This window comes from Psychrobacter sp. CAL346-MNA-CIBAN-0220, from assembly GCF_040309805.1.
GTDB lineage: Bacteria > Pseudomonadota > Gammaproteobacteria > Pseudomonadales > Moraxellaceae > Psychrobacter.
The window spans coordinates 109,714-131,525 of the sequence record NZ_JBEOPF010000005.1 but is presented as its reverse complement, the minus strand read 5'-3'; the positions used below and the strand labels follow the sequence as shown (position 1 = coordinate 131,525).

The 21,812-nt window shown below is 43.6% G+C and carries 20 protein-coding genes; 8 read left to right on the top strand and 12 right to left on the bottom strand.

Features of this window, described 5'->3' with window-relative positions:
- The first annotated feature begins 26 nt into the window (after positions 1–26).
- Together AAEY88_RS10870 and AAEY88_RS10865 are read left to right on the top strand one after the other, a co-directional pair.
- The gene (locus AAEY88_RS10870) at positions 27–1,523 is read left to right on the top strand and encodes a UvrD-helicase domain-containing protein (protein WP_350562312.1); all 1,497 of its coding nucleotides are present in this window, start codon (positions 27–29) and stop codon (positions 1,521–1,523) included.
- Positions 1,524–1,588: 65 nt separating this feature from the next.
- On the top strand, positions 1,589–2,635 hold the full coding sequence (locus AAEY88_RS10865) for a tRNA-dihydrouridine synthase (protein ID WP_350562310.1): 1,047 nt from the start codon (positions 1,589–1,591) through the stop codon (positions 2,633–2,635).
- 74 nt (positions 2,636–2,709) lie between these two features.
- On the opposite strand, the gene AAEY88_RS10860 is transcribed toward AAEY88_RS10865, so the two are convergent.
- Both AAEY88_RS10860 and AAEY88_RS10855 read right to left on the bottom strand, forming a co-directional pair.
- Positions 2,710–3,135, bottom strand: a complete 426-nt coding sequence (locus tag AAEY88_RS10860; protein WP_350562308.1) for an MAPEG family protein — start codon at positions 3,133–3,135, stop codon at positions 2,710–2,712.
- A 14-nt stretch (positions 3,136–3,149) separates the two neighbouring features.
- Positions 3,150–3,563 carry an OsmC family protein gene (locus AAEY88_RS10855; protein WP_350562306.1) on the bottom strand — a complete coding sequence of 138 codons (414 nt, stop codon included), beginning with the start codon at positions 3,561–3,563 and terminating at the stop codon, positions 3,150–3,152.
- Positions 3,564–4,013: 450 nt separating this feature from the next.
- Between AAEY88_RS10855 and AAEY88_RS10850 the strand changes: the two genes are divergently transcribed.
- Positions 4,014–4,532, top strand: a complete 519-nt coding sequence (locus tag AAEY88_RS10850) for an RNA pyrophosphohydrolase (protein ID WP_350562304.1) — start codon at positions 4,014–4,016, stop codon at positions 4,530–4,532.
- 178 nt (positions 4,533–4,710) lie between these two features.
- Here AAEY88_RS10850 and AAEY88_RS10845 read toward each other — a convergent pair whose 3' ends face one another.
- Positions 4,711–5,562: an NRDE family protein gene (locus AAEY88_RS10845; protein WP_350562302.1), complete on the bottom strand. Its 852-nt coding sequence runs from the start codon at positions 5,560–5,562 to the stop codon at positions 4,711–4,713.
- A gap of 213 nt (positions 5,563–5,775) precedes the next feature.
- Positions 5,776–7,428, bottom strand: a complete 1,653-nt coding sequence (locus tag AAEY88_RS10840; protein ID WP_350562300.1) for a DUF4139 domain-containing protein — start codon at positions 7,426–7,428, stop codon at positions 5,776–5,778.
- Between the two features lie 322 nt (positions 7,429–7,750).
- On the opposite strand from AAEY88_RS10840, the gene lgt reads away from it, so the two are divergent.
- The 3 genes from lgt (at position 7,751) to AAEY88_RS10825 (ending at position 10,264) form a co-directional block, all read left to right on the top strand.
- A complete protein-coding gene (lgt, locus tag AAEY88_RS10835; RefSeq protein WP_350562298.1) occupies positions 7,751–8,635 on the top strand; it encodes a prolipoprotein diacylglyceryl transferase in 885 nt (294 codons plus the stop codon).
- Between the two features lie 75 nt (positions 8,636–8,710).
- Complete coding sequence (locus tag AAEY88_RS10830) at positions 8,711–9,583, top strand: thymidylate synthase (protein ID WP_350562296.1); 873 nt, start codon at positions 8,711–8,713, stop codon at positions 9,581–9,583.
- A gap of 84 nt (positions 9,584–9,667) precedes the next feature.
- Positions 9,668–10,264, top strand: coding sequence for a dihydrofolate reductase (locus AAEY88_RS10825; protein ID WP_350562294.1), 597 nt, complete (start codon positions 9,668–9,670; stop codon positions 10,262–10,264).
- Between the two features lie 72 nt (positions 10,265–10,336).
- On the opposite strand, the gene uvrC is transcribed toward AAEY88_RS10825, so the two are convergent.
- The 3 genes from uvrC to AAEY88_RS10810 all read right to left on the bottom strand — a co-directional run bounded on the left by uvrC (position 10,337) and on the right by AAEY88_RS10810 (position 14,396).
- Complete coding sequence (gene uvrC / locus AAEY88_RS10820) at positions 10,337–12,181, bottom strand: excinuclease ABC subunit UvrC (protein ID WP_350562292.1); 1,845 nt, start codon at positions 12,179–12,181, stop codon at positions 10,337–10,339.
- 170 nt (positions 12,182–12,351) lie between these two features.
- Positions 12,352–13,878 carry a DUF3360 family protein gene (locus tag AAEY88_RS10815; RefSeq protein WP_350562290.1) on the bottom strand — a complete coding sequence of 509 codons (1,527 nt, stop codon included), beginning with the start codon at positions 13,876–13,878 and terminating at the stop codon, positions 12,352–12,354.
- A 158-nt stretch (positions 13,879–14,036) separates the two neighbouring features.
- Positions 14,037–14,396, bottom strand: coding sequence for an HNH endonuclease (locus AAEY88_RS10810; RefSeq protein WP_350562288.1), 360 nt, complete (start codon positions 14,394–14,396; stop codon positions 14,037–14,039).
- A 316-nt stretch (positions 14,397–14,712) separates the two neighbouring features.
- Here AAEY88_RS10810 and AAEY88_RS10805 point away from each other — a divergent pair, with 316 nt between their 5' ends.
- A complete protein-coding gene (locus AAEY88_RS10805) occupies positions 14,713–15,270 on the top strand; it encodes a DUF4442 domain-containing protein (RefSeq protein ID WP_350562286.1) in 558 nt (185 codons plus the stop codon).
- A 183-nt stretch (positions 15,271–15,453) separates the two neighbouring features.
- Here the strand turns inward: AAEY88_RS10805 and rplS are convergent, their stop codons facing one another.
- The 4 genes from rplS to rpsP form a co-directional block, all read right to left on the bottom strand.
- Complete coding sequence (gene rplS / locus AAEY88_RS10800; protein WP_350562284.1) at positions 15,454–15,885, bottom strand: 50S ribosomal protein L19; 432 nt, start codon at positions 15,883–15,885, stop codon at positions 15,454–15,456.
- A 208-nt stretch (positions 15,886–16,093) separates the two neighbouring features.
- Complete coding sequence (gene trmD, locus AAEY88_RS10795) at positions 16,094–16,858, bottom strand: tRNA (guanosine(37)-N1)-methyltransferase TrmD (protein ID WP_350562282.1); 765 nt, start codon at positions 16,856–16,858, stop codon at positions 16,094–16,096.
- A 59-nt stretch (positions 16,859–16,917) separates the two neighbouring features.
- The gene (gene rimM / locus AAEY88_RS10790; RefSeq protein WP_350562280.1) at positions 16,918–17,451 is read right to left on the bottom strand and encodes a ribosome maturation factor RimM; all 534 of its coding nucleotides are present in this window, start codon (positions 17,449–17,451) and stop codon (positions 16,918–16,920) included.
- Between the two features lie 181 nt (positions 17,452–17,632).
- Positions 17,633–17,902, bottom strand: coding sequence for a 30S ribosomal protein S16 (gene rpsP / locus AAEY88_RS10785; protein ID WP_350562278.1), 270 nt, complete (start codon positions 17,900–17,902; stop codon positions 17,633–17,635).
- Positions 17,903–18,301: 399 nt separating this feature from the next.
- Between rpsP and AAEY88_RS10780 the strand changes: the two genes are divergently transcribed.
- Entirely contained in the window at positions 18,302–19,786 is a 1,485-nt protein-coding gene (locus AAEY88_RS10780) for an ATP-binding protein (RefSeq protein ID WP_407074450.1), read from the top strand.
- 246 nt (positions 19,787–20,032) lie between these two features.
- Here the strand turns inward: AAEY88_RS10780 and AAEY88_RS10775 are convergent, their stop codons facing one another.
- Positions 20,033–21,721 carry an ATP-binding protein gene (locus tag AAEY88_RS10775; RefSeq protein WP_350562274.1) on the bottom strand — a complete coding sequence of 563 codons (1,689 nt, stop codon included), beginning with the start codon at positions 21,719–21,721 and terminating at the stop codon, positions 20,033–20,035.
- Between the last annotated feature and the right edge of the window lie 91 nt (positions 21,722–21,812).

Sequence of the window (21,812 nt, the reverse complement as noted above, 5' to 3'; positions counted from 1 at the left end):
GTTTTTCGCATTCTAGGTACTGTTTTATGTCCGCATCTATGCCCGCTTATATGAGCCATCCTACCGATGAACAGCTCAACGCACTCAATATGGCGATGGATCACAAGTCCTTTAAAGTAGTGGCCTATGCTGGTGCAGGTAAAACGACGACGCTAAAACTTATCGGCGAGCGTCTGCGCGGACGCGGCTTATATTTAGCTTTTAACAAGGCGATTGCTAACGATGCGCGGCAAAAATTCCCGTCGCATGTTGATTGTCGCACCTTTCATTCACTGGCCTATCGTCATGTTCCTCGTGATATAACTGCCAAGCTGTCATTACCCCGCTTTTCACCCAAACGCCTTGGTGATGACTTAGGATTGCAGCCAGTGCAAGTCCGCCGGCAAATGGATGGAATCAATAAGTATATTACCTTAACACCGGCGAGATTGGCGCGCTTTGTCAGTGATGCAGTCAGCAACTTTTGTAGTACTCATGCCAGCTATCCGGCCCCAAGGCATCTATTGTTTCCAAGTTGGCTCGATGGGTCTGATGCAGAGCAGCTACGAGAAATGCTCTACCCTGCCGTGGAACAGCGCTGGTTACAGTCGATTGATGTGCGCCATCCAGCCGGTGTCGGTCATGATATTTATCTCAAACTTTGGGCGTTGTCTAAGCCTAGTATTCCTGCTGACTTTATCCTCTTCGATGAAGCACAAGATGCGGATCCCTTGATGATGGGAATTTTAACCCAACAATCAAAGCAAGTTATTTATGTGGGTGATGCTCATCAACAGATTTATGAATGGCGCGGCGCGGTCAATGCGATGAAAAAACTGCCGCTACCGCAAACCTTATTAACCCAGTCGTTTCGCTTTGGTGACCCTATTGCAGAGATTGCCAATACCTTGTTAAAAGCACTACAAGAAGACGTGCCACTCAAAGGCAATCCCAATAAGCAGTCCTCGACCGAAAAAGGCTTAGTGCATAGTAAAAAAGATGCGATTCTATGTCGTACTAACGCTGCAGCCATGTCGCAATTATTGACGGGGCTTAAGTTAGGACACCGAGTCGCACTGCAAGCCGATACGGATCGTATGCTGAAATTCTGTCAGGCAGCAGAAAATCTCAAGAACGGCAAGTCTGCATATGGCGTTCCCGAACTGGCTTATTTCTATAACTGGTCTGATGTGCAGGAGTATTCTGAAACTTCAGAAGGTAGTGACCTTAAAACCTTGGTAAAACTGGTCGATGATCACGGTACCAATGTGTTAAGCCAAGCGGTCAATAGCTTGACCAGTATTGAGAATGCCGATTACGTCATCTCTACCGCACATAAGGCCAAAGGGCTAGAATGGGGACGCGTCCAGCTTGATGATGACTTTTATTATGACGTTACTACCAATGCCGTTAAAATTAGTCCCGAAGAATTACGATTGTTATATGTGGCCTGTACCCGAGCTCAATCCAACTTAGACATTCATAATATTCAAAGTCTAATCTCAGGGCTACAAACGGGTAAAAAAGTGATTTATGGCAGTTGATCGCCCAGCAATAGTCACCAGCATCACTTTTTTAACGGTTTTACTTTAAAAATGAAGCATTAGATATGAATAATAACCAGCAACCTAATTCATCACAGCCATCTAAGATACAGCAGTTATTTGCGCAGCCGGTGCGTTTATTAGCACCCATGGAAGGCTTGAGCGACCCTTTAATGCGCCAGATTTTGACCCAAATAGCCCATAATTTAGGCCGTCCTTATGATTGGTCAGTCAGTGAGTTTATTCGGGTGACCCAGCATGTCTTGCCAGCACACGTATTTTATAAATATGTGCCAGAGTTGCATCATAATGCCAAGACCGCCTCTGGTACTCCAATTCATGTGCAGCTGTTGGGTAGTGAGGCGCAGCTGATGGCAGAAAATGCCGCTTATGCCTGCGAGCTTGGTGCACCAGCGATTGATATTAACTTTGGCTGCCCTGCAAAGACCGTCAATAATCATCGTGGTGGCTCAGTATTATTAGATGAACCAGCGGTGCTATATGAGATTATAAGTACGGTACGTCAAGCCGTCCCTGCTGATATTCCTGTCTCTGCAAAGATTCGTTTGGGCTATACCGATACTTCTAGGATGGATGAAATACGTGCTGCTATCGCGGATAGTGGCGCAGATTGGCTAACCATTCATGCGCGTACTAAAACCCAAGGCTATAAGCCACCTGCCTATTGGGATAAAATTCAGAGCTTCAACGCACTTGATATTCCGGTAATTGCCAATGGTGAGATTTGGACAGCTGAACAGGCACAAGCTTGCATGCAGCAAGCGGGCACAGCGCATCTCATGCTAGGGCGTGGGGCAGTGACGCGCCCGGATTTGATTGCCCTTGTTGATAAGAATAATAACCAAGCAGAAAATGACACTACTACGGTATTACCATGGCACGCACTGATAGCGCATCAAATTAAGTTCTTAGAAGGGCAAGCGAAAAATGATGTGGTGCTAATTGGTCGATATAAGCAGTGGCTGGGTATGCTCACTAAAGGTTATATCGAGGCGCAACTGTTATGGAATACTATTAAACGAGAAAAAAATAAAGCAGCTATTATTACTGCGTTACAGACCAGTACCATTAATAACGACACCCATTATTAATTAATAGTCATAACGCCTAATAATTAATAGCCACTTTTAGAAGAAAGATTATAGAAATTGTCAAAACATTAGTATTAAGCGCTAATCCGAATCGCTAAATAAAACAGCATCAAGCAACAAGCAATCGATAGTACCCACAGTATCGAGCGAAATATCGATAGATTGGCAATATATGCAGCGCAATAACCAATACGAATAAGCACATAAAGCCATGCCAGCTTATTGATAATCACTTGCGGAACAAAAAACAGCATCGCCACTAATACCGCGATTAAAAATATTGGTAGCGTCTCATAGCTGTTTTGTTGCGCGGCATTCGCACGCGCTGCTGGTCCCGTAGTACCCTGCAAAAACTCACGCGGATGCGCGTTATCAGACAGACTAAAACCACCAAATACTTTAGCTAACATCGCCATAGATAATGGCAACAGACTGGCCACTACCATCGCCCATATGGCGGCGGCGGCGGTATCGGGAATAAACCCAAATAGTGCATTCATAAGTATCTTTGCCCCTACCCTGCGATAATTTCAAAATCGTGGGTCACCTTCACCCCGCCCTGTACCAACATCCGACTGGCTGAGCAATATTTTTCTGCTGACAGCTTAATGGCCCTTTCAACTTGCTTCTCTTGAATATCATCTCCGGTCACTACAAAATGCATATGAATATCAGTATATACCGCTGGTACCGTTTCGGCACGCTGAGCGGTGAGCTCACAACGCACGCCTACTAACTCTTGGCGCGACTTTTGTAAAATCGCTACGACATCATAGCTGGCACAACCACCAAGCCCAAGCAAAATCAACTCCATGGGACTGGCGCCTTTTTCTTTATCGGCATCAATTTGTACGTTATGTCCTGATGGAGACACGCCTATAAAGGCTTTGTTTTCTTGCCAGGTGACGCTTGCTTTTGTCTCTGCCATTATTCGTTATCCTTTTCTAAAGCGGCGGGTTGAATTTTTTAGTTTGATTGATGGTTTTGATTGATGGTTTTGATCGCTAGTGACGCCACGTTGCTAGTTTAGCATAAGGCAAAACGCCACTTATAGGACAACTGTTATTTATGATTAAGTAATTCTATTTTATAAAAATATCGTTAGAAATACGCTTAACCATAGATTAAGATTTCTGCCAAATCCTCACTACAACTTAGTCAAAAAAGCTAACATATAAACGCTTGATTTTAATGATTAAAATTCGTGAAACATTTTATAGCAAAATATTGTTACACATTTAGGCCGTTTCTTGCTTTAATAATGGTAATGAAACTTGTTTTGATTGCATAGTGATCCAGTCACCCAATAATAACTATGACTGCCGTATTAATATGAGATTAAAATAAGCTGTTTTTAAATAATTTTAAGGGTTTGGTCATGATAGATGCAGACGGCTTTCGCGCCAATGTCGGTATCATCTTGGCAAATACACAAGGGCAAGTTCTGTGGGCAAAACGTATTGGTCACAATGCTTGGCAGTTCCCTCAAGGTGGTATTGACCGTGGGGAGACGCCGATGGATGCGATGTATCGCGAGCTTTGGGAAGAGGTCGGGCTATATCCGTGTCACGTAGATTTATTGGCAGTGACGCAAGATTGGTTGCGCTATCGTCTACCAAAACGCTATGTACGCCATGGACAATATCCGCTGTGTATTGGGCAGAAACAAAAATGGTTTTTGCTGCGCTTAGATGAGCTGAATACTCAACATATCCGCTTTGATTCGGGGAAACCTGAATTTGATCACTGGCAATGGGTCAGCTACTGGTATCCACTTGGGCAAGTGATTCACTTTAAACGTGGGGTTTATCGCCGCGCCTTGCAAGAACTGGCGCGTGAACTGCCCCTCAGGCAGGAGCTGATTATCCCTGAACAAAACGATCATTTATCAGTTTAATAGATGGTTGGTTATCGATAGGTGTCTACCCTAAAATCTGTGAAATATCAGTTATTAGGGTAGGCATTTTTTATGCCAACTGCTTTATATTTTGTATCCATATTACGAGAATTTATAGCTTACTATCAATTAGATTATAAGACTTAAAGTGGGTGTAGATATCAATTGCTAACACGCCCTAAAAATTATTATAAACTATCTCATGACTCATAAGCTCGGCGCTAATTTGTGAATTTACAGCGCTTTCATGGCGTAGGGTCAAAATACTTTGAGTACGTGTGCCGTAATTTGGCATTGTGGTCTCAAGATTAGCTAAAGCAACAGGTTCAATATAGATAGAAGATAGCGCTTGCTCAATAGCTATATCTACTCCAGTATTGGGCAACCTGTCCGTTGGCGCTTTGGTGTTATCTGACAGTACACTAAAGGCAGCCTCTTGCCAATATTCAGGCGAGCTGTCCTCAGCTATCAGCGGTAACACTTCTTGACGTAATCTACCTCGCAACCGCTCAGTTTTAAACCAGCCTTCTTCTGGCTGTCCATTAGAAAATACATGCAGCCCTGCATATAACAGGGTGGGTGCATGACCGCGATTATTAACGATAACCGCTTGTTTTCTATCACCGATAATCAAATTAAAGCCTGCATAATCTTGCAAGTTAATTTGCCGCGCAAAAGCCATAGGACTCATCGTACTGGTTAAAAAGTCGGCCACTAATTCGCCTCGTGAACGCTCGTTCGAGCTTGCCTGCACGCCATCACGAAAGTTCAGCACCGCTGCCCAACGTCCATTTTGGTGATAGGTTGCTTGTGGTGTTTGCTGCATTATCTGTTGATTTGGTTCTTGCTGTAGCTCTTGATGAATGCCCAGCCAAGTGCCACCACTTTGACAGTCACGTCCGGCATAAATGGATTTATCTGACCATTGGTGTAATGTGTCAGTCGGGCGTTGCAAAAACTCATCACGATTAGACAGGAGTACTAGCGGCAACTCATCAAATAACTGCCAAGCGATGGCGACAATACACATATGGCTCCTTTTTTATTGACGATACAATTTTATTAAGAGGTTTTGATAGCGATATTTCTGTCTATAGTTACTCTATTCTAAAACGGATAAGGCGTGACTGGAGAAATTTTTGCAGCATCGAAAAATGGCCTGACCGCATAACAAGCGATAAGATTTTACCAGCCATGCGATGTTATGTGTTGTGTCTCTCTTATTTGGTACTTACTATAGGGATTAATTAGTTTCTAACTTTTTCTCAGTAGGATAGCTTATCTGATAAGTAGACTTTACCACTTGTGATTGTTTACTTGGTAAAGCAAATTCCCAAGCAATCATACCTTTATTATCATTCCAATCCTGTTCGCTAATCGGCGGCGTATGCGTTGCAATGACTTTAATATCGTCATCGCTGCTAATAGGTTCAGCACTTAGCACTTGCAGGCGCACGCTACGATTATGTTGATTGGTAAACTGATACGCTTGGGTAGTCGTCAGCGTTTGCATACGGTTGAAAACACCTTTATCACCTTGCTTGCTTTCATTGATCAATTGCTTGATGATCATATTGGGATCAATACCAAAGCCAATGCCTTGCTCTTTTAGCATTTGATAATTATAGCGCGATTGCCCGATATAGTTATCATCACGGTATAGCTGTAGCGAACCATCAGCCCAAGCTGGGGTCAAAAACGGTGCTGAAGCATACCAGTAACCAGCCGCCTCTTGACTGGGGGTACTGCGAATCCAAAGCTTACTCTTACCAGATTGCTCGTCAATGACCGTACGTACGCGTCGACCATCACTTGGGATACTTACCCGCTGTGGTAAGCGATATTCTATAATGCCGTTCTTATTTTGACTACTCACTGTAAAGCTAGGTAGCGGTGCCATACTAGAGCCTGCGGAAGCAATGTAGCTTTTTTCCATGGCCACGTCAGCAACCGCTTCCATCATAGGGGGTGCACGTCTAACCAATCTATCTTTATCTTCTTCATATAACGATAAACGATCTACTAACGGCAGTTGGCTAGTGGTCGTTTGATTGGGATTAACAGTACTTAGAGTTAGGGGTACGTTTGTCCAATTCTCACCGGTCTGCTGGGCGATAATAGCGGATGCAGTGATACTCAACTGCTCACTATCGGTATTCAAGCGCGCTTGATAAGTCGGCTCCCATCCTGCACCGCGAACTTGATAATGCAGCTTAACAGAGCTTGGAGAACGGCTGGCAGTACGGACACTTACTTGAGTGACGCTATCACGTGTAGCTCCTGAGCTTCCAACCATCAACTGATTGAGGATATTTTGAGCACGCGCTTGTTGCTGCTGGATATCTAAAATTCTTTTATTGACTGCTTTAGCTTGTGCTTCTATATCACGAGCACTAGTACCCAAATTACCATCAATACTAATTTGGGTAACTTTGGTCAGATTTTGCAGGTAGGCTTTTGCTAAGCGCGCCGCTTCTAGCTCAGCACTAATATCTGCTAAGGTCTGCTGCTGGGTTTGTACTTTTTCATCGCCTTGATACTGGCATTGTGCTGCTTGTTCACCGCTGAGAGTTTCAATACTAACTTCGCCAACATTAACACCTCCAAGCGTTTGGACACTCACGCTATCGGTATCAATAAAAGGGGACAAACAAGAAAAAATAAGTGTTTGCTCGCCTGTACCACTAATGGGCAAAGCACGCGTCACACTTGCTGAGCCTTGATAGATGGTAACTTGTTCAATACTACTCATTGCTGCTTGGGCAGTCGGTAAACCAAACGCCGCTATACCAAAGAACGCTAGCGACGGTACAGTTTTCCTAAATGTTGATACGACAAACCATGATGAGATAATTTTATCAATCGCAGCAGGTAATACTAATAAGTAAGTTTGCATAAATAATCTCTCAAAAAATATAATCAATCCATGATGTAAGCAGTACAGTAAGTAACTAGCATAGTATCGACTGTGCTCGCTGTCTTTTTAAAATATGATTCTATTTACTGTCTGCTCTTTTGAATCGCTTTTTATAAAGCGCCCGACCCTAAAAATTATCAATACATTGATATATATTATCGACTTTTTGATGGCATTACTACAACCTCCTGTCTTTAACTAGACGATAGTAATGACTTAACCATAATAGCAATTATGTATGCTCGAAGGACGAAATTTGCTATCATGAGCGGCATATTATTGCTAAATTTATGATGCCCTTATGATGATTCACCCCCAGTATGATCCCGTAGCGTTATCGCTTGGACCTATCGAAGTTCATTGGTACGGCTTGATGTATTTATTGGCATTTGCTGCCGCTTACGGTCTGGCGTGGTATCGCAGTACTAAACGCGATAACTGGTCGACTGATATGGTCTCTGACTTAGTGTTTTATGGAGCGCTGGGGGTTATCTTAGGGGGGCGTATCGGCTATGTACTGTTCTATCAGTTCAGCGAGCTGCTGCAAAACCCAGTTTACCTTTTAAAGGTATGGGAAGGCGGGATGTCGTTCCATGGTGGCTTTATTGGTGTCATGCTCGGTATGTGGTTCTTTGCCCGTAAGTACAAAAAGACCCCTTTTCAAGTATTCGACTTTATCGTTCCCTGTGTGCCAACCGGCCTGCTCTTCGGACGTTTGGGTAACTATATTAATGGTGAGCTGTGGGGACGGGTCTCTGATGGTGGTTATAACTGGCTAACCTATTTCCCGCAAGCTGCTGGCTTTGATATACAACAGCTCCAAGCCAATCCTGCTTTACAAGAGCTAATGCTTGATGTAAACGGTCAGTATTTATTGCCGCGTCATCCCTCGCAGCTGTATGAAGCCTTGGCCGAAGGTCTGTTATTGTTCCTCTTTTTATGGTGGTATTCATCTAAGCCGCGCCCGCGTATGGCAGTGACCGCGGTCTTCTTATTAGGCTACGGTTTCAGTCGCTTCATTATTGAGTTTTTCCGTCAGCCGGATGCCGACCAAGGCTTTGTTTTATTAGGCTGGATGACCAAAGGACAAATATTGAGTGCACCGATGGTTATCCTCGGTATCATCTTGTTGATTTACGCCTATAAGCGCGATATCTATGATTGGGGTAAGCAAGCGGCTTATTAAGTGCCATTTTTCGTCGGCACTGTTTTTAATAATACGTTTTGATGATACGTTTTAATAATACCAAAGAGCACTTTTATGATCAATAACAACAATGAGCAAGCGTATCTTGATTTGCTGCGCCACGTCCTCAACCAAGGTACAGAGAAAGGCGATCGTACTGGAACCGGGACGCTGAGCCATTTTGGGGCACAGTTGCGCTTTGACTTAGGGTCAGGCTTTCCGCTATTAACCACCAAAAAGGTCCATTTTAAATCTATCCTTTATGAGCTGCTATGGTTTTTAACGGGTAGCACCCACGTCGATTATTTACAGCAGCATAATGTCCGGATTTGGAATGAGTGGGCAACCGCTGAGCAGACTGCGCGCTTTAATCGTCCTGCTGGCGACTTAGGCCCTATTTATGGTCATCAGTGGCGTAATTACGGTGCCAGTAAAAGCGAAGATGGTAGCTACAACAAGGTTTATAATGACGATGGTATTGACCAAATCACGAATGTTATTAATCAAATAAAAACCAATCCTAACTCACGGCGATTGATCGTTTCAGGTTGGAATCCTTGCGAAGCGGAGCAAGTCGCATTGCCGCCCTGTCATACGATGTTTCAGTTTTTTGTGGCAGACAATAAGCTATCATGCCAGCTGTATCAGCGTTCGGCTGATTTGTTCTTAGGGGTGCCGTTTAATATTGCTAGCTATGCGCTTCTAACCCAAATGGTGGCGCAAGTTTGTGGCCTTGAAGTCGGTGAATTTATCTGGACCGGTGGCGATTGTCATATTTACCAAAACCACCGTGAACAAGCTGAGTTACAGTTAACCCGCACGCCTTATGCGTTGCCAACCTTAACGTTAAATCCTGAAGTTAAAGATATTTTCGCGTTTGAGTATGATGACATCCGCATTGAGGGCTATGAATCGCATCCTGGTATTAAAGCCAAGGTTGCGGTATAAATGCCTATTTTTATAAGTAATTCGTTCTATAAGTAAGCACATTTTGCCGACAGCAGTTATGTGTATTAATCAAAAGGATTCTCTATGAGTTATGCCAATATCCAAGTCGCCCAAATCGCGGCCATCAGTAGTAACCGCTGCATCGGAAAAGGTAATGAGCTACCTTGGCATATCTCCGCGGACCTACAACATTTTAAGAAAATGACCACGCGTGACCAAACTAGCAAAACGGAAAGCTCTGTAAATGAAAGTACAGTGCAAGGTATCGTCATCATGGGCCGCAAAACCTTTGAATCGATGGACAGCAAGCCATTGCCAAAGCGTATTAGCTTTATTATCACTAGCCAATTGGACTATGCCGAGCAAAAAGGTTTGGTAGGACGTGATAACGCTTATGTGGTTCATAACTTAGATGAGGCGTTAACGCAAGCAGCAAGTTTAGCGCATGGATTGCACCTTGATACGATTTGGGTGATTGGCGGTGAGCGCGTCTTTAGCGATGCCCTCATGTATACCGATCGCATTGAGCTGACTCATGTAGATACTGAAATCAGTGATGGCGATGCTTTCTATCCTGAGCTACCTAGTGATTTTGATATTAAACAAGAGTCTGAGCAAATGCACGACGATAAAAGCAGCTTAGACTTTAAATTTGTGACCTACCAAAGAGAAAGCCGCTAAGTATAAAGCAGTAGCGGCTCATTTATTAGATAATTTAGAGTGTCATATTTGCAGGGTTAAAGTAAAATCACCCTACTCGTGCAAGACTTTATAAATAGTCTTCGCCAACACCGGACCTATCCCCTGCACTCCGCCCAACTCTTGCTGCGATGCTCCCAGCAACTGCTGCATTCCGCCAAAATGATTGAGTATATCGCGGCGACGCTTTTCACCCAGTCCTGGAATGACTTCTAATACCGACGATGACCGACGCTTATCGCGTTTTTTACGATGCGCGGTAATAGCAAAACGATGCGCTTCATCGCGAATATGCATCAGCAAATGTAACGCTTTACTGTCCATAGGTAAATCAAGCGGCTCATGCTCTAAGAAATGTAGCACTTCCAGTCCTGCCTTACGCCCTTCCCCTTTGGCAACACCAATCAGCAAAGTATCACCGAGAATACCCAGCTCAACCAGTACTTCTTTTGCCATACTGAGCTGACCTTTACCGCCATCAATTAATAATAAATCTGGCAACGGTTGTTTCTTATAGCGGCGAGTCAACACTTGCTTCATCGCGGCGTAATCATCGCCACCTTTAATATCATGGATGGCATACTGGCGATAATCACGTCGACGTGAGCCGCCTTGATCAAAAACCACACAGCTGCCAATGGTTGCCTCGCCCATAGTATGGGAGATATCGAAGCACTCGATACGATCAATAACTCGGTCCGTTACTGACGCTAGTACATCTTTAAGTGCCCCAAAACGTGCATGAAGCTCAAGATAATCACCCAATTTGGTTTTTAGGGCATTGTTAGTATTTAAAGTTGCCAATTCTAACCATTCTGCCCGATGTTCGCGCACGCTGGTTTTTATGGTGACCTTACTGCCAAAATGGGTCGCCAGTGCTTCACTGACCGCCGTTTGGTCTGGGAGTTCATGACTTAAAATAATCTCAGCGGGCAGATCATCGGTTACTTGAAAATAAAATGAGGTGATAAAAGCGGATAGATTATCTGCCAGCGGCTCACTGCTATCGACGTCAGGGAAATAGTTTTTACCGCCAAGTACCCGTCCGCCGCGTACGGTCAGAACATTAACACAACTCATTCCTGCCTGACTGGCAATCGAGATCACATCGGCCTCGCCCTCTACGGTATAGACCGCTTGCTTTGCTTGCACCTCGCGCAACATCGACAGCTGATCGCGATAAAATACCGCCTTTTCAAAATCTAATTCTTCGGCGGCCGCTTCCATTTTCTCAATCAAAGCACTATGAATATCACCAGAATCACCTTTTAAAAAACGAATGGTATTGTTCATATCCTCAGCATAATCTTCCGGTGATACTAGACCTACGCAGGGCGCACGGCAGCGTTTGATTTGATATTCTAAACAAGGGCGCTGACGCTGACGGAAAAAGGTATTAGTACACTGGCGCATTTGAAACATTTTTTGCATTAACACCAATGTTTCTTTCGCCGCATGGGCTGAGGGGAAAGGCCCAAAAAAACGGCCTTTTTGATGATTGCCTTTACCGCGACCATAAGCCAATCGTGGATAAGGCTTGTCCGCTGAAATAAACACATACAAATACGACTTATCATCACGCAGTAGCACATTATAGGGTGGACGATATTCCTTAATTAAATTTTGCTCGAGCAACAACGCTTCAGTTTCACCACGAGTAATAATGGTCTCAATATTATGGATACGGGCGACCAATGCCCGAGTTTTTGGATGATCAATGGTCTTGGCAAAATAGCTATTCACCCGACTTTTCAGCGATTTTGCTTTGCCTACATAAAGAATATCGCCATTTTTTCCTAGCATTTTATAGACCCCTGGCAGATTTGGCAGGCGTTTAATAAGGTGCTTAAGACGGGCTTTCTTATCGTCGATAGCACTCGACGCTGAGACATTGGCCATAAAAGTAGTGCTCTCAAAGATGCTGATATAGCACTAATTATGGGGGATAATGGCTGTTTTGCAAGCATGCTTTATCGGTATTACAAGCAAGCGCTAGTAATTCTAAGCCAAAAAAAGCCAGCACGTGGCTGACTTTTTTATGTTTAAGTAGATACGCTTAACAAAGACGTTTACTGACGGAAATTCGGTAGCAAAGCTGGAATACCAGGCAGCATACCGACCACTGCCATGACGCCCGTCAATACTACAAACATCACCCCAGGAATAATCCAGCGGCTCATTTTTGACAAATTAGCACTGCGTTCTTTTGAACCAATCAAGCCTAAATTATCAAGCAAAAGAGTAATTGACCAACCAAATGCAGGGTTGACCAGTGCAGAGGCGAATACCACGATCGCAGCGGACTGGGTGGTTTTACCTTCACGGGTCATCTCCATACCAGCTTCTAGTAGCGGAATAAAAACCCCGACAATCAAAGCCACACACATGACCGGTTCCCAAATGGCTAAATCCATCGGATAGCCCCAAAGACCTGCTACCACACAGAATACTGCCGTCAGTACGGCACCAGCAGGAATAGGACGCTTAGCAATCGCTGCTGGGACAATATAGGTGCCCCATGAGGAGGCAAAGTTAGCACCGCCGAGTACCGAGCCTGCAACTTGACGAACGGAGGCGCTGACCATCGTATCATCAATGTCCATCAATACTTTTTCGGTACGTTTAGGATAGCTGATTTTTTGAAACACTTGGTGACCCAAAAAATCAGGTGACCACATCGCTACTGCCAATACCGCAAACGGTAGCACCACAACAAAGCTTTCGACGGTTGGCAGACCAAGCATCCAACCACTGTTCTCACCCCACCAATACATAGGGCTCATATGCGGCAAACCTGGTCCGGTCTGAAACTCAAATGGCGCGCCTAAGGCAAAGGCCACCCCACCGCCTAGTAAGCAACTGAGCGGTACGGCAAGCCAGCGCTTTTGAAAATTTTCTAGCACCGCATACAACACAATCGTCAGTAAAATGACAATAAAGGCAATATGCGACATACCAATACCTTCTGCCCACGCAAATAAATTTTTGACCTGCGAGGTGGTGCCAATGAAGCCCAAGTATAGTAGCAGACCACCGCACACCCCCTTACTAGTCAGGTTTGCCAGCAAACTACCCCCTTTGCTAACCGCTAGCAAGAGACCAAAAGCACCGATAAGCAGACCAAAGGCCATTGGATGACCACCGGCTGCGACTACAATCGGAATCAAAGGAATCAGTGGCCCATGGGTACCAGCAAGGTTGGCTGTAGGTAAAAAGAACCCTGAGAATAAAATAATAAAAACGGAAACGATTAATAGCTCATAGCGTACGTTTTCCAACACAAATGCTTCGCCTAGCCCTAATGGCCCTGCAAATGTTGCAGCAATGGCGCCCACCATCACTACTTTACCAATCGTTGCCGCCATCGCTGGGATAGTGTCTTCATACTCAAAACGATAATCACGAAACGGTAAATTTGCACGCCAGCGCTTAGGCTGCATGATTTGTAATTCGCGATTAAGATAAGCGTCACGGTTCTTAAAGCTAGAGCTTGGCTTATGTAATTCTTTATAGCTGCCTTGCAACTCATTATCGGAATCAGATGGATTTGGTTTCTGTGGATTAGACCCTGAAGCGGGGACTTGGGTGTTACTCATCACATCTCCTTATGGTAACTGAAATTTCAGTTCTTCCGTGAGTGACGACTTAATTGCCCAAAACTGTAAAAAATAAGCCGCCCGACACAAATTCGCAGCTATTGTATGCTATCAAGGCCCGAAATGCGAATTTTGTTGGGAGCGGTATTGCTCAAGAATCAACGTCTTACTCTTACCTTTAGACCCACTGGCCGTTTTTTGACCCAACTAACAAATTTTTGTACCTCACTATGTCCTTGCAGGCGCTTGATAGTATGGTAATACCTTGATAGCTCATGATTATCAAAAATTCGGTGAATTTGGCTATGACAGGGCCGACACAAAATAGCGATATCAGTTCTCATTGATTCACGGCTGAATGTACGCTGAGTATGGGCTTTGTTGTGCCGCGATTGTGGAATTAAATGATGCCGAGTTAGCGTCAGCTCGCTACGACCACAAAGTTCACATACAATATCTTTATCGCCTACTTGCTCATTACTATTATTGTAGTCATCATTGTCATAAATAATGGCCATGAGAAACGCCTCCTATCCTATCTATATTTTATACGACCAATCTAAATTAGATAAAACATTGTGTATAGCAAATAAGCAGCTATTTTAGTTACGCTTTAAAGCTGGTAGCACCGACTATTTCTAATTATGATAGAGCTATTTTGCTCAGCTCATGTTGAATGGTAATGGTTAGTAGAAGAAAGAAGAAAATTAACCCTCTCTACCTTAATGCTTTAAAATAGCAATATAATCGTTACTTCCCAAGCGAAATCTACTTAGCTTATCAGTATAAACTTGCACAACTGGCATGAGTATCAAAAGATAAAAGGATAAAAATATGAGTTTATTACCGAAGAATTTAGAGAATCTAAGACGTAAGACTAAAAAAAACATCATGCCGCTACTGACACCGCATCTGCTCAAGCTGCGTATCAATACCTACGCCCCTTATGTCGGCGCAAGTATTAAGGTAGAACATGTCGATCTCGATCAAGGGTTATGCGTGGTCAGTATGGGGCTCAATGCCCTCAATAAAAATATCGTGGGCACCCAATTCGGTGGTAGCTTATACTCGATGGTTGATCCGTTTTATATGTTGATGCTCATGCATCAGTTGGGTAGCACTTATGTGGTGTGGGACAAAAGCTCCCATATTGAATTTGTCGCTCCTGGTAACAGCAAAGTTACCACCCGGATGAAAATTCCTAGTACTGAGATCGCCACCATTCAAGAATTGGCAAAAGAGGGTGAGGCCGTATTTCGTGAATACACGACGGATATCGTGGATGACCAGCAAAAAGTTATCGCCACTGTGACCAAAACCATTTATATTCGTCTGCGTAAGAATAGTAAATCAAAAGACCAAAGTAGCCACATTGATAATATTAGGTCATAAAAATTAGACTTTATACATACAAAAACCCCAATCTGGCATCAGCACAGATTGGGGTTTTGTCTTTTTTGGCACGCCCACTTATTTATAAATAAACCTATGAATAAGGGCTTGTATCTACTTTTGCTTGGTTGCGTTGCCGCATAATAAACGGCTCAGCAACTGTGGCAAGTTTAAGCGCAATGCTTAAATACCAGGGGCAGTCTCAACTGCATCAGGTACGCCAGCGTCAGGTTTTTTCTGAGCAGCTGGTTTTGATGGACGGACGCCAAGCTTTTCGCGGATACGTGCTGATTTACCAGAACGTTCGCGTAAGTAGTACAGTTTCGCACGACGAACAGCGCCGCGACGTTTCACTACAATGCTATCAACGATGGGTGAATGCAATTGGAATGCACGCTCAACGCCGACACCACTTGAGATTTTACGGACGGTAAACGCTGAGTTTAAACCGCGGTTACGCTTAGCAATAACGACGCCTTCAAAAGCCTGTAGACGCTCACGCTCACCTTCACGTACTTTTACTTGAACCACGACGGTATCGCCGGGGGCAAAGCTTGGGTGCTCACGCAATTGAGCGTTTTCAATGACCTGAACCAATGGATGCTTGTTGCTCATGAGAGTTATCTCCTCACATTAGACGATAGAGGCTTCACGCGTATCACCTGTTTGTAATAGGTAATCGTATCTCGTATTAACTGGATACAACATAAATGGGGGTTTGACAAACGGCCATTATGATATGACTCGTCTTGTTGTTGCTCAAAATTTTATTAATTAACTGTTTATCAAAGTTACTTTTTATAAAAATTACTCTTTATAAAAGTTACTTTTTATCTGTTTTTGCCAATGCTTTTAACCATTTGGCTTGCTGTACCGTCGGAGTGAATACTTGCCATAAGTCTGGTCGCCGTGCTTGCGTACGTGCGACTTGCTGACTAAAACGCCACTTATCAATATTGGCATGATGACCTGAAAGTAATACTTCAGGTACTGCCATACCAGCAAAATTATGCGGCTTAGTATAGTGTGGACAATCAAGCAAACCATCGACAAACGAGTCTTGCTCTGCTGATTTATCATCACCCATAATATCAGGCAGACGACGTATCACACTATCCATCAGCACCATTGCTGGCAGCTCACCACCAGTCAACACATAATCGCCAAGCGACACTTCCATATCGACATACTGCGATAATAGGCGTTCATCAATCCCTTCGTAACGACCACATAATAAAATTATGCCATCATATTCAGTCATGCTGACCACGCTATTTTCACTCAGCGTTTGCCCTTGTGGTGACATATAAATCACCGGACAATGTGCTTTGTCTATACGGCAACCATGTTGGCTGGCGCGTAGGCGAGCATCCTCAATCGCTTGTGATAATGGCTCAGCCATCATCACCATCCCAGGACCACCGCCATACGGACGTTCATCAATACGGCGATAGTTGTCAGTCGTAAAATCACGTGGGTTAATACATTCAATCGTGACTTGTTCCTGAGTGACCGCTCGACCCGTGATACCGAACTCACGAATTGAGGCAAACATCTCAGGGAAAATACTAATCACGGCAAAATACATCTGAATCCTACATAAATACGTCTAAATAACGACTACTGAGACCACTATATTAGATTAAACTAATAATCATTTAACCAAGCGACCGCTACCGTTTTATCAGCCATATCGACTTTTATTACGGTTTGCTTGTGCCACGGTATCAAACGTTCCTCTGCATCTAAACTGTCCGAGGTTGGCGCTACACGCATAATGTCATGGGCACCAGTCTCAAACATCTCAGTAATGTCGCCAAGATACTCGTCTTGCTCATTAACGACCCGTAGCCCAACCAAATCCGACCAATAATATTCGTCTTCGCTTGGTTCTGGCAACACGTCTTGCGCAACCCAAATGGTAACACCATTCATAGTCTCAGCGACATTACGGTCAGGAACTTGCTCAAACTGAGCCACAAGTCCTGTGCCTTGCTGACGCCAAGATTTTACAGTCAATGGCTTCATACCAGTGGCCGTTTTCATCCACCACGGTTGAATATCAAATATTTCCGCATGTTCATCGGTGTCACTAAACACCCAAAGCCAACCTTTAATGCCGTAAGGCTTTTTGAGCTGACCGATTTTCATAAGGGTGCTGGCGTCTGGAACAGAGGACATAACGGCTAACCTAACATGATATAAATAGCAGTAGATAAATGGCGATTGTCAGAACATAAACAATCAATTAAAACAGCGATAAACAGTTAATGGCGTACCCTGGTTAGACCAGTTACGCTATATGTTCTAAAGTCGACCAATCAACGCAAAAATCACGTCATCGGTACTAAACGGTCAATACTTAAGCAGTTGCTTCAGTACTGATCGCAGACTTGTTATAAGCTTTTACTAATGAAGCAACGCGGTCTGAAGGTTGTGCGCCTTTTGCGATCCACGCATTATACGTGTCCATATTTAAGCGTACAGCTTCTTCTGACTCTTTAGCAAGCGGGTTAAAAAAGCCAATATTTTCGATGTAGCGACCGTCACGCGCGCGGCGTTGATCAGCAACGACTACTTGATAAAATGGGCGTTTCTTGGCACCGCCCCGTGCTAAACGAATAACAACCATGTGAATTCTCTCTTTCGCAGGTATACCAAAAAGGCCATAATTATATCACAGTCTTATTTTATTGAAAACATAAACTGTGTTTATTTAATTATTTTATAACAACCGCTCGAATTGATTTCTACATAAAATACTATCGATAATTGCTATCAACATTATGCAGTAATTACTAAGAAATAAAGGACATAGCGCTCTACTTAGCAAACGTTATAATTGTTCGATTTATCATTAATAACGATATCAGAGCTATTGTTCATTTATGCTATGCTGTAGCAAAATAAGAGCGTTTAGTAGAATATTTTACTATTCGTTTTTAACACTAAAGAATGCAAATCTTTCATTAATCAACAAGACATGACTAATCATCTATCTTAGCTCTGCTTAATAAGCACAAAATATTGGATGCTCATGATCACTCCAACCCCGCATGTACGCCGTAAAGGCAAACTTTTACGCTCGTACTCTAATAGTTGGCTAACCATGTTAATGGTCACCTTTATTGTGATTATTAGCGTGAGTTTATCGATTTGGTTTTTTTGGCGTAGTCTGTATTTGCCAGAGCTTAAAAGCCATGCTCGTTATCTGACCAGCGAATTACGTTTGATGAGTGCCGTCAAAAAAGACTGGCAGAATAATTTAGAGATACAGCAGTGGTTTTATCAACATTCACATGTCGTAGTAGTCAATAATCCTATTGATTTTCCACTGGTTGAGGACAAGGCTTTCGTCGGTATTTTTACGGATGTATTACAACAAGAGATTGGGACGCAGTTAGGTCGACCTGTCGAAGTCTATTTTAAGTTTAAGCCCACCCCGCAACTGTGGGTACAAGATAGCCGCGATAGCAGTTTTTGGATTCGCGAATCAGTGGTTTATTATTCTCAATACAGCCCAACGCTGCTGATATCGTTCTTGTTTGGACTGCCCATATTAACGCTACTGATCATTGTGTTGCTGGCACGCCAATTAAACCGTCCGTTACGCAAGCTACAGCGCGCCGCAACCAATTATATTCGTCTTGGTCACGCAACTACCTTACCGACACACTCCGGTCCTACTGAGATTCGCCAAGTGAATATGGCTTTTAATCGTCTGTTTACTACCCTCAATCAAGCGCAAAAAGAGCGCACCATCATGCTGGCTGGTATCTCGCACGATCTGCGTACGCCATTGACTCGCATGCGCTTAACTGCTGAGATGCTACCGGATGATTTTTTTCGTGAAGGTCTGATATATGACGTTGAGGATATGGATGCGATTTTGGAGCAATTTATCTCATTTATGAAGGACGGATCTGATGAGCCAGTACGTCTGACCAATTTGGATACTATATTTAATGAAATTATGGTGCAATTTGCGCCAATGAAGTTTGTTTATCAGTCGGAGCTTAACAAAGCCGTACCAGTGCGCCCGCTATCAATCAAGCGTTTGATTATTAATTTAGTCAATAATGCCAACCGTTATGGTAAACCGCCGATTTACCTGTCAGCAACGATTGTACCGACGTTTGTAGAAGAAAATGCTGTAGAAGAAAACGAGATTGTCACTGAAAGCGACGTCAATAAAGAAGCGCAAGAGCAGCTAGTGATATGTGTGCGTGACTGCGGTAGCGGCGTGGCGGAAGATCAGTTAGAGCGTATTATGCAACCCTTTGAACGTGGGGAAACAGCACGTACGACTCAGGGTAGTGGTCTGGGTCTGGCCATCGTTAACCGTATTGCACGACTGCATCATGGTACCGTCGAAGCAATCAACCACCCTCAAGGTGGGTTACAAGTTTGCGTACGTATTCCTTTAATCTCTAAAGTGACTGGAGATGATACCTTAGATACTAAGGCTAAGGGTTCACCGCCACCTAATAATACAGTAGATGGTGAGGATTACTAGAAAATAAACGTCAGTTTTTGCTACCAATGAATAACGAAGTGTACTCAATTATTAGTAGAAGAAATGGAACGCGGCAGCTCAGCTTGCGCAGTCTTTACGCTTTGCGTAGTGGCTGGCTGGTGGGCAAATAGATAGTGGCCGAACGTTATGATGATTATTTATAGTTACTCATATTATAGTTACTCATATGATAGTTACTTATAGTTATTTGCTCCTGACTTTACGTAGGTCAATTTATACCCTATCTTATTCGAGATCGAAGTCGCGATCACTTTTTTCTTGGGTCAATTGATCAGCAGCAATCGTTTGAGTCAATGGCTTGATAGGCCAGGTCATTACAAATCTTGCACCACCAAGCTCGGGGCTTTCATCAACTTTCATACTGCCACTAAACCAAAACGCAATCCGCGACACGATAGACAATCCTAGCCCGTAACCTCCTGAGGCTCTTGTCCGGCTATCATCTAGGCGCGAAAAGGGAATAAAAACCTTTTCACGATCAGACTCTGCAATACCATGTCCGTCATCCTCGACACTCACAAAGGCATTACCTTTTTTGACCCCAGCGCTAATAATAATAGTGGTCTCTGCATAGCGTAACGCATTACCCGCAAGATTTTGGATAACGCGGTGTAGATAGCGTCTGTCCGCTACTGCCGTTACTTTAGCATTTGGCGGATTGGCAACGATAGTAATAGATTTACCTAATCCATTGGTTTCACGCTCAATTTGCTCAACCAGCTCTTTAAGATTTACCGGTTCTAAGTCTAATTTTGGCGAGCCTTCCTCTAACTTTGCATAGGTTAAAATCTCATCAATTAACCCGTTAAGCGACTCAATATCTTCATCAATGTAATCACGCTGCGTAAAACGCGATTCCTCATCCTCAGTATCAGCAAGCATATCTACCGCGAAGCGAATACGCGCAACTGGTGTGCGCAGTTCATGCGATACGGCGCGAGTCAGCTCTCGTTGTGATTCAATCAGGCGTTTAATATGCTCGGTCATGGCATTAAAAGTCGCTGATAAGCGCGCGATCTCATCTTGACCGATGACCTGAACTTGAATATCAAGGTTACCTTGGCTGACCTCATTGACCCCTACTTGGATCAGTTGTAATTTACGCTCAAGCGGAAAGATCAGCGCATACACGCCTAAACTGATCAAAAACATGCTGATGAGTACCATGCTAATAATCAAGTTCAATGGAAACCAGTTAAACAATGGCACTGGACCCATCAGAATCGCCATATCATTAATTTCAGACGGCACAACTATTTTGACAGCAGAGTTACTTTTACTGGTGCTCGTATCCTGTAATAGAATCACTACCTCATCACGACGCAGGCGCGACATTTGATCGCTATCTAAATTAAGAGTATTCATTCCTTTGAGTGCTAAAGGAAAGGAGAACTTTTTTTCTAATTCAGCCAAACGTTCCCGTTTGGCAGATAAGGTCGTATAGTAGGATAAGTCATCAAGTAAGAATACCGCCATTGCACGGACTTGCTGTTCGCTGACCTGTAATATTCTTGAGGTTAAAACGCTTTTGCCATCTGGCAATCGATGATAAACATCAGCATACATAGGATTACTGACATAGCGGACCACGGTTTCGTTGTTATCAAAGCGGCGTAGTTCCGTTGAACTAAAATCCACATCACTAATAGGTAAAATGCGAAAAGTCGAGCCAAATAAGCTGCTGGCATCAGACAACCAGTATTCACGCTGGGTCTCGTTATCTTGGTGAGCTATCCCTTCGCTGACTAAATAGAAGGCCCCGGTTGCCATATTTTCGCGATAGGACTGCACACGCTCTTTATTGATAGTATCCATCAATAGCTGGGCAAATAATGCCACGCACAAGCAAACTATTAACAGTCCAGCGTAGATACGAACAAAAATACTGTGTTTTAAAGAAGAGACTAGTGACATACGTGCCGTGACCAAACCGTTGAATGCAAACTGTGAATAATATCTTACTGATATCAACATATAAAGATATCGAGATCGCCCTCACTTTAAT

Coding starts and splice junctions, on each gene's coding strand:
- AAEY88_RS10870 (WP_350562312.1), top strand. CDS start 27: ATGTCCGCATCTATGCCCGCTTATATGAGCCATCCTACCGATGAACAG.
- AAEY88_RS10865 (WP_350562310.1), top strand. CDS start 1,589: ATGAATAATAACCAGCAACCTAATTCATCACAGCCATCTAAGATACAG.
- AAEY88_RS10860 (WP_350562308.1), bottom strand. CDS start 3,135: ATGAATGCACTATTTGGGTTTATTCCCGATACCGCCGCCGCCGCCATA.
- AAEY88_RS10855 (WP_350562306.1), bottom strand. CDS start 3,563: ATGGCAGAGACAAAAGCAAGCGTCACCTGGCAAGAAAACAAAGCCTTT.
- AAEY88_RS10850 (WP_350562304.1), top strand. CDS start 4,014: ATGATAGATGCAGACGGCTTTCGCGCCAATGTCGGTATCATCTTGGCA.
- AAEY88_RS10845 (WP_350562302.1), bottom strand. CDS start 5,562: ATGTGTATTGTCGCCATCGCTTGGCAGTTATTTGATGAGTTGCCGCTA.
- AAEY88_RS10840 (WP_350562300.1), bottom strand. CDS start 7,428: ATGCAAACTTACTTATTAGTATTACCTGCTGCGATTGATAAAATTATC.
- lgt (WP_350562298.1), top strand. CDS start 7,751: ATGATGATTCACCCCCAGTATGATCCCGTAGCGTTATCGCTTGGACCT.
- AAEY88_RS10830 (WP_350562296.1), top strand. CDS start 8,711: ATGATCAATAACAACAATGAGCAAGCGTATCTTGATTTGCTGCGCCAC.
- AAEY88_RS10825 (WP_350562294.1), top strand. CDS start 9,668: ATGAGTTATGCCAATATCCAAGTCGCCCAAATCGCGGCCATCAGTAGT.
- uvrC (WP_350562292.1), bottom strand. CDS start 12,181: ATGGCCAATGTCTCAGCGTCGAGTGCTATCGACGATAAGAAAGCCCGT.
- AAEY88_RS10815 (WP_350562290.1), bottom strand. CDS start 13,878: ATGAGTAACACCCAAGTCCCCGCTTCAGGGTCTAATCCACAGAAACCA.
- AAEY88_RS10810 (WP_350562288.1), bottom strand. CDS start 14,396: ATGGCCATTATTTATGACAATGATGACTACAATAATAGTAATGAGCAA.
- AAEY88_RS10805 (WP_350562286.1), top strand. CDS start 14,713: ATGAGTTTATTACCGAAGAATTTAGAGAATCTAAGACGTAAGACTAAA.
- rplS (WP_350562284.1), bottom strand. CDS start 15,885: ATGAGCAACAAGCATCCATTGGTTCAGGTCATTGAAAACGCTCAATTG.
- trmD (WP_350562282.1), bottom strand. CDS start 16,858: ATGTATTTTGCCGTGATTAGTATTTTCCCTGAGATGTTTGCCTCAATT.
- rimM (WP_350562280.1), bottom strand. CDS start 17,451: ATGTCCTCTGTTCCAGACGCCAGCACCCTTATGAAAATCGGTCAGCTC.
- rpsP (WP_350562278.1), bottom strand. CDS start 17,902: ATGGTTGTTATTCGTTTAGCACGGGGCGGTGCCAAGAAACGCCCATTT.
- AAEY88_RS10780 (WP_407074450.1), top strand. CDS start 18,302: ATGCTCATGATCACTCCAACCCCGCATGTACGCCGTAAAGGCAAACTT.
- AAEY88_RS10775 (WP_350562274.1), bottom strand. CDS start 21,721: ATGTCACTAGTCTCTTCTTTAAAACACAGTATTTTTGTTCGTATCTAC.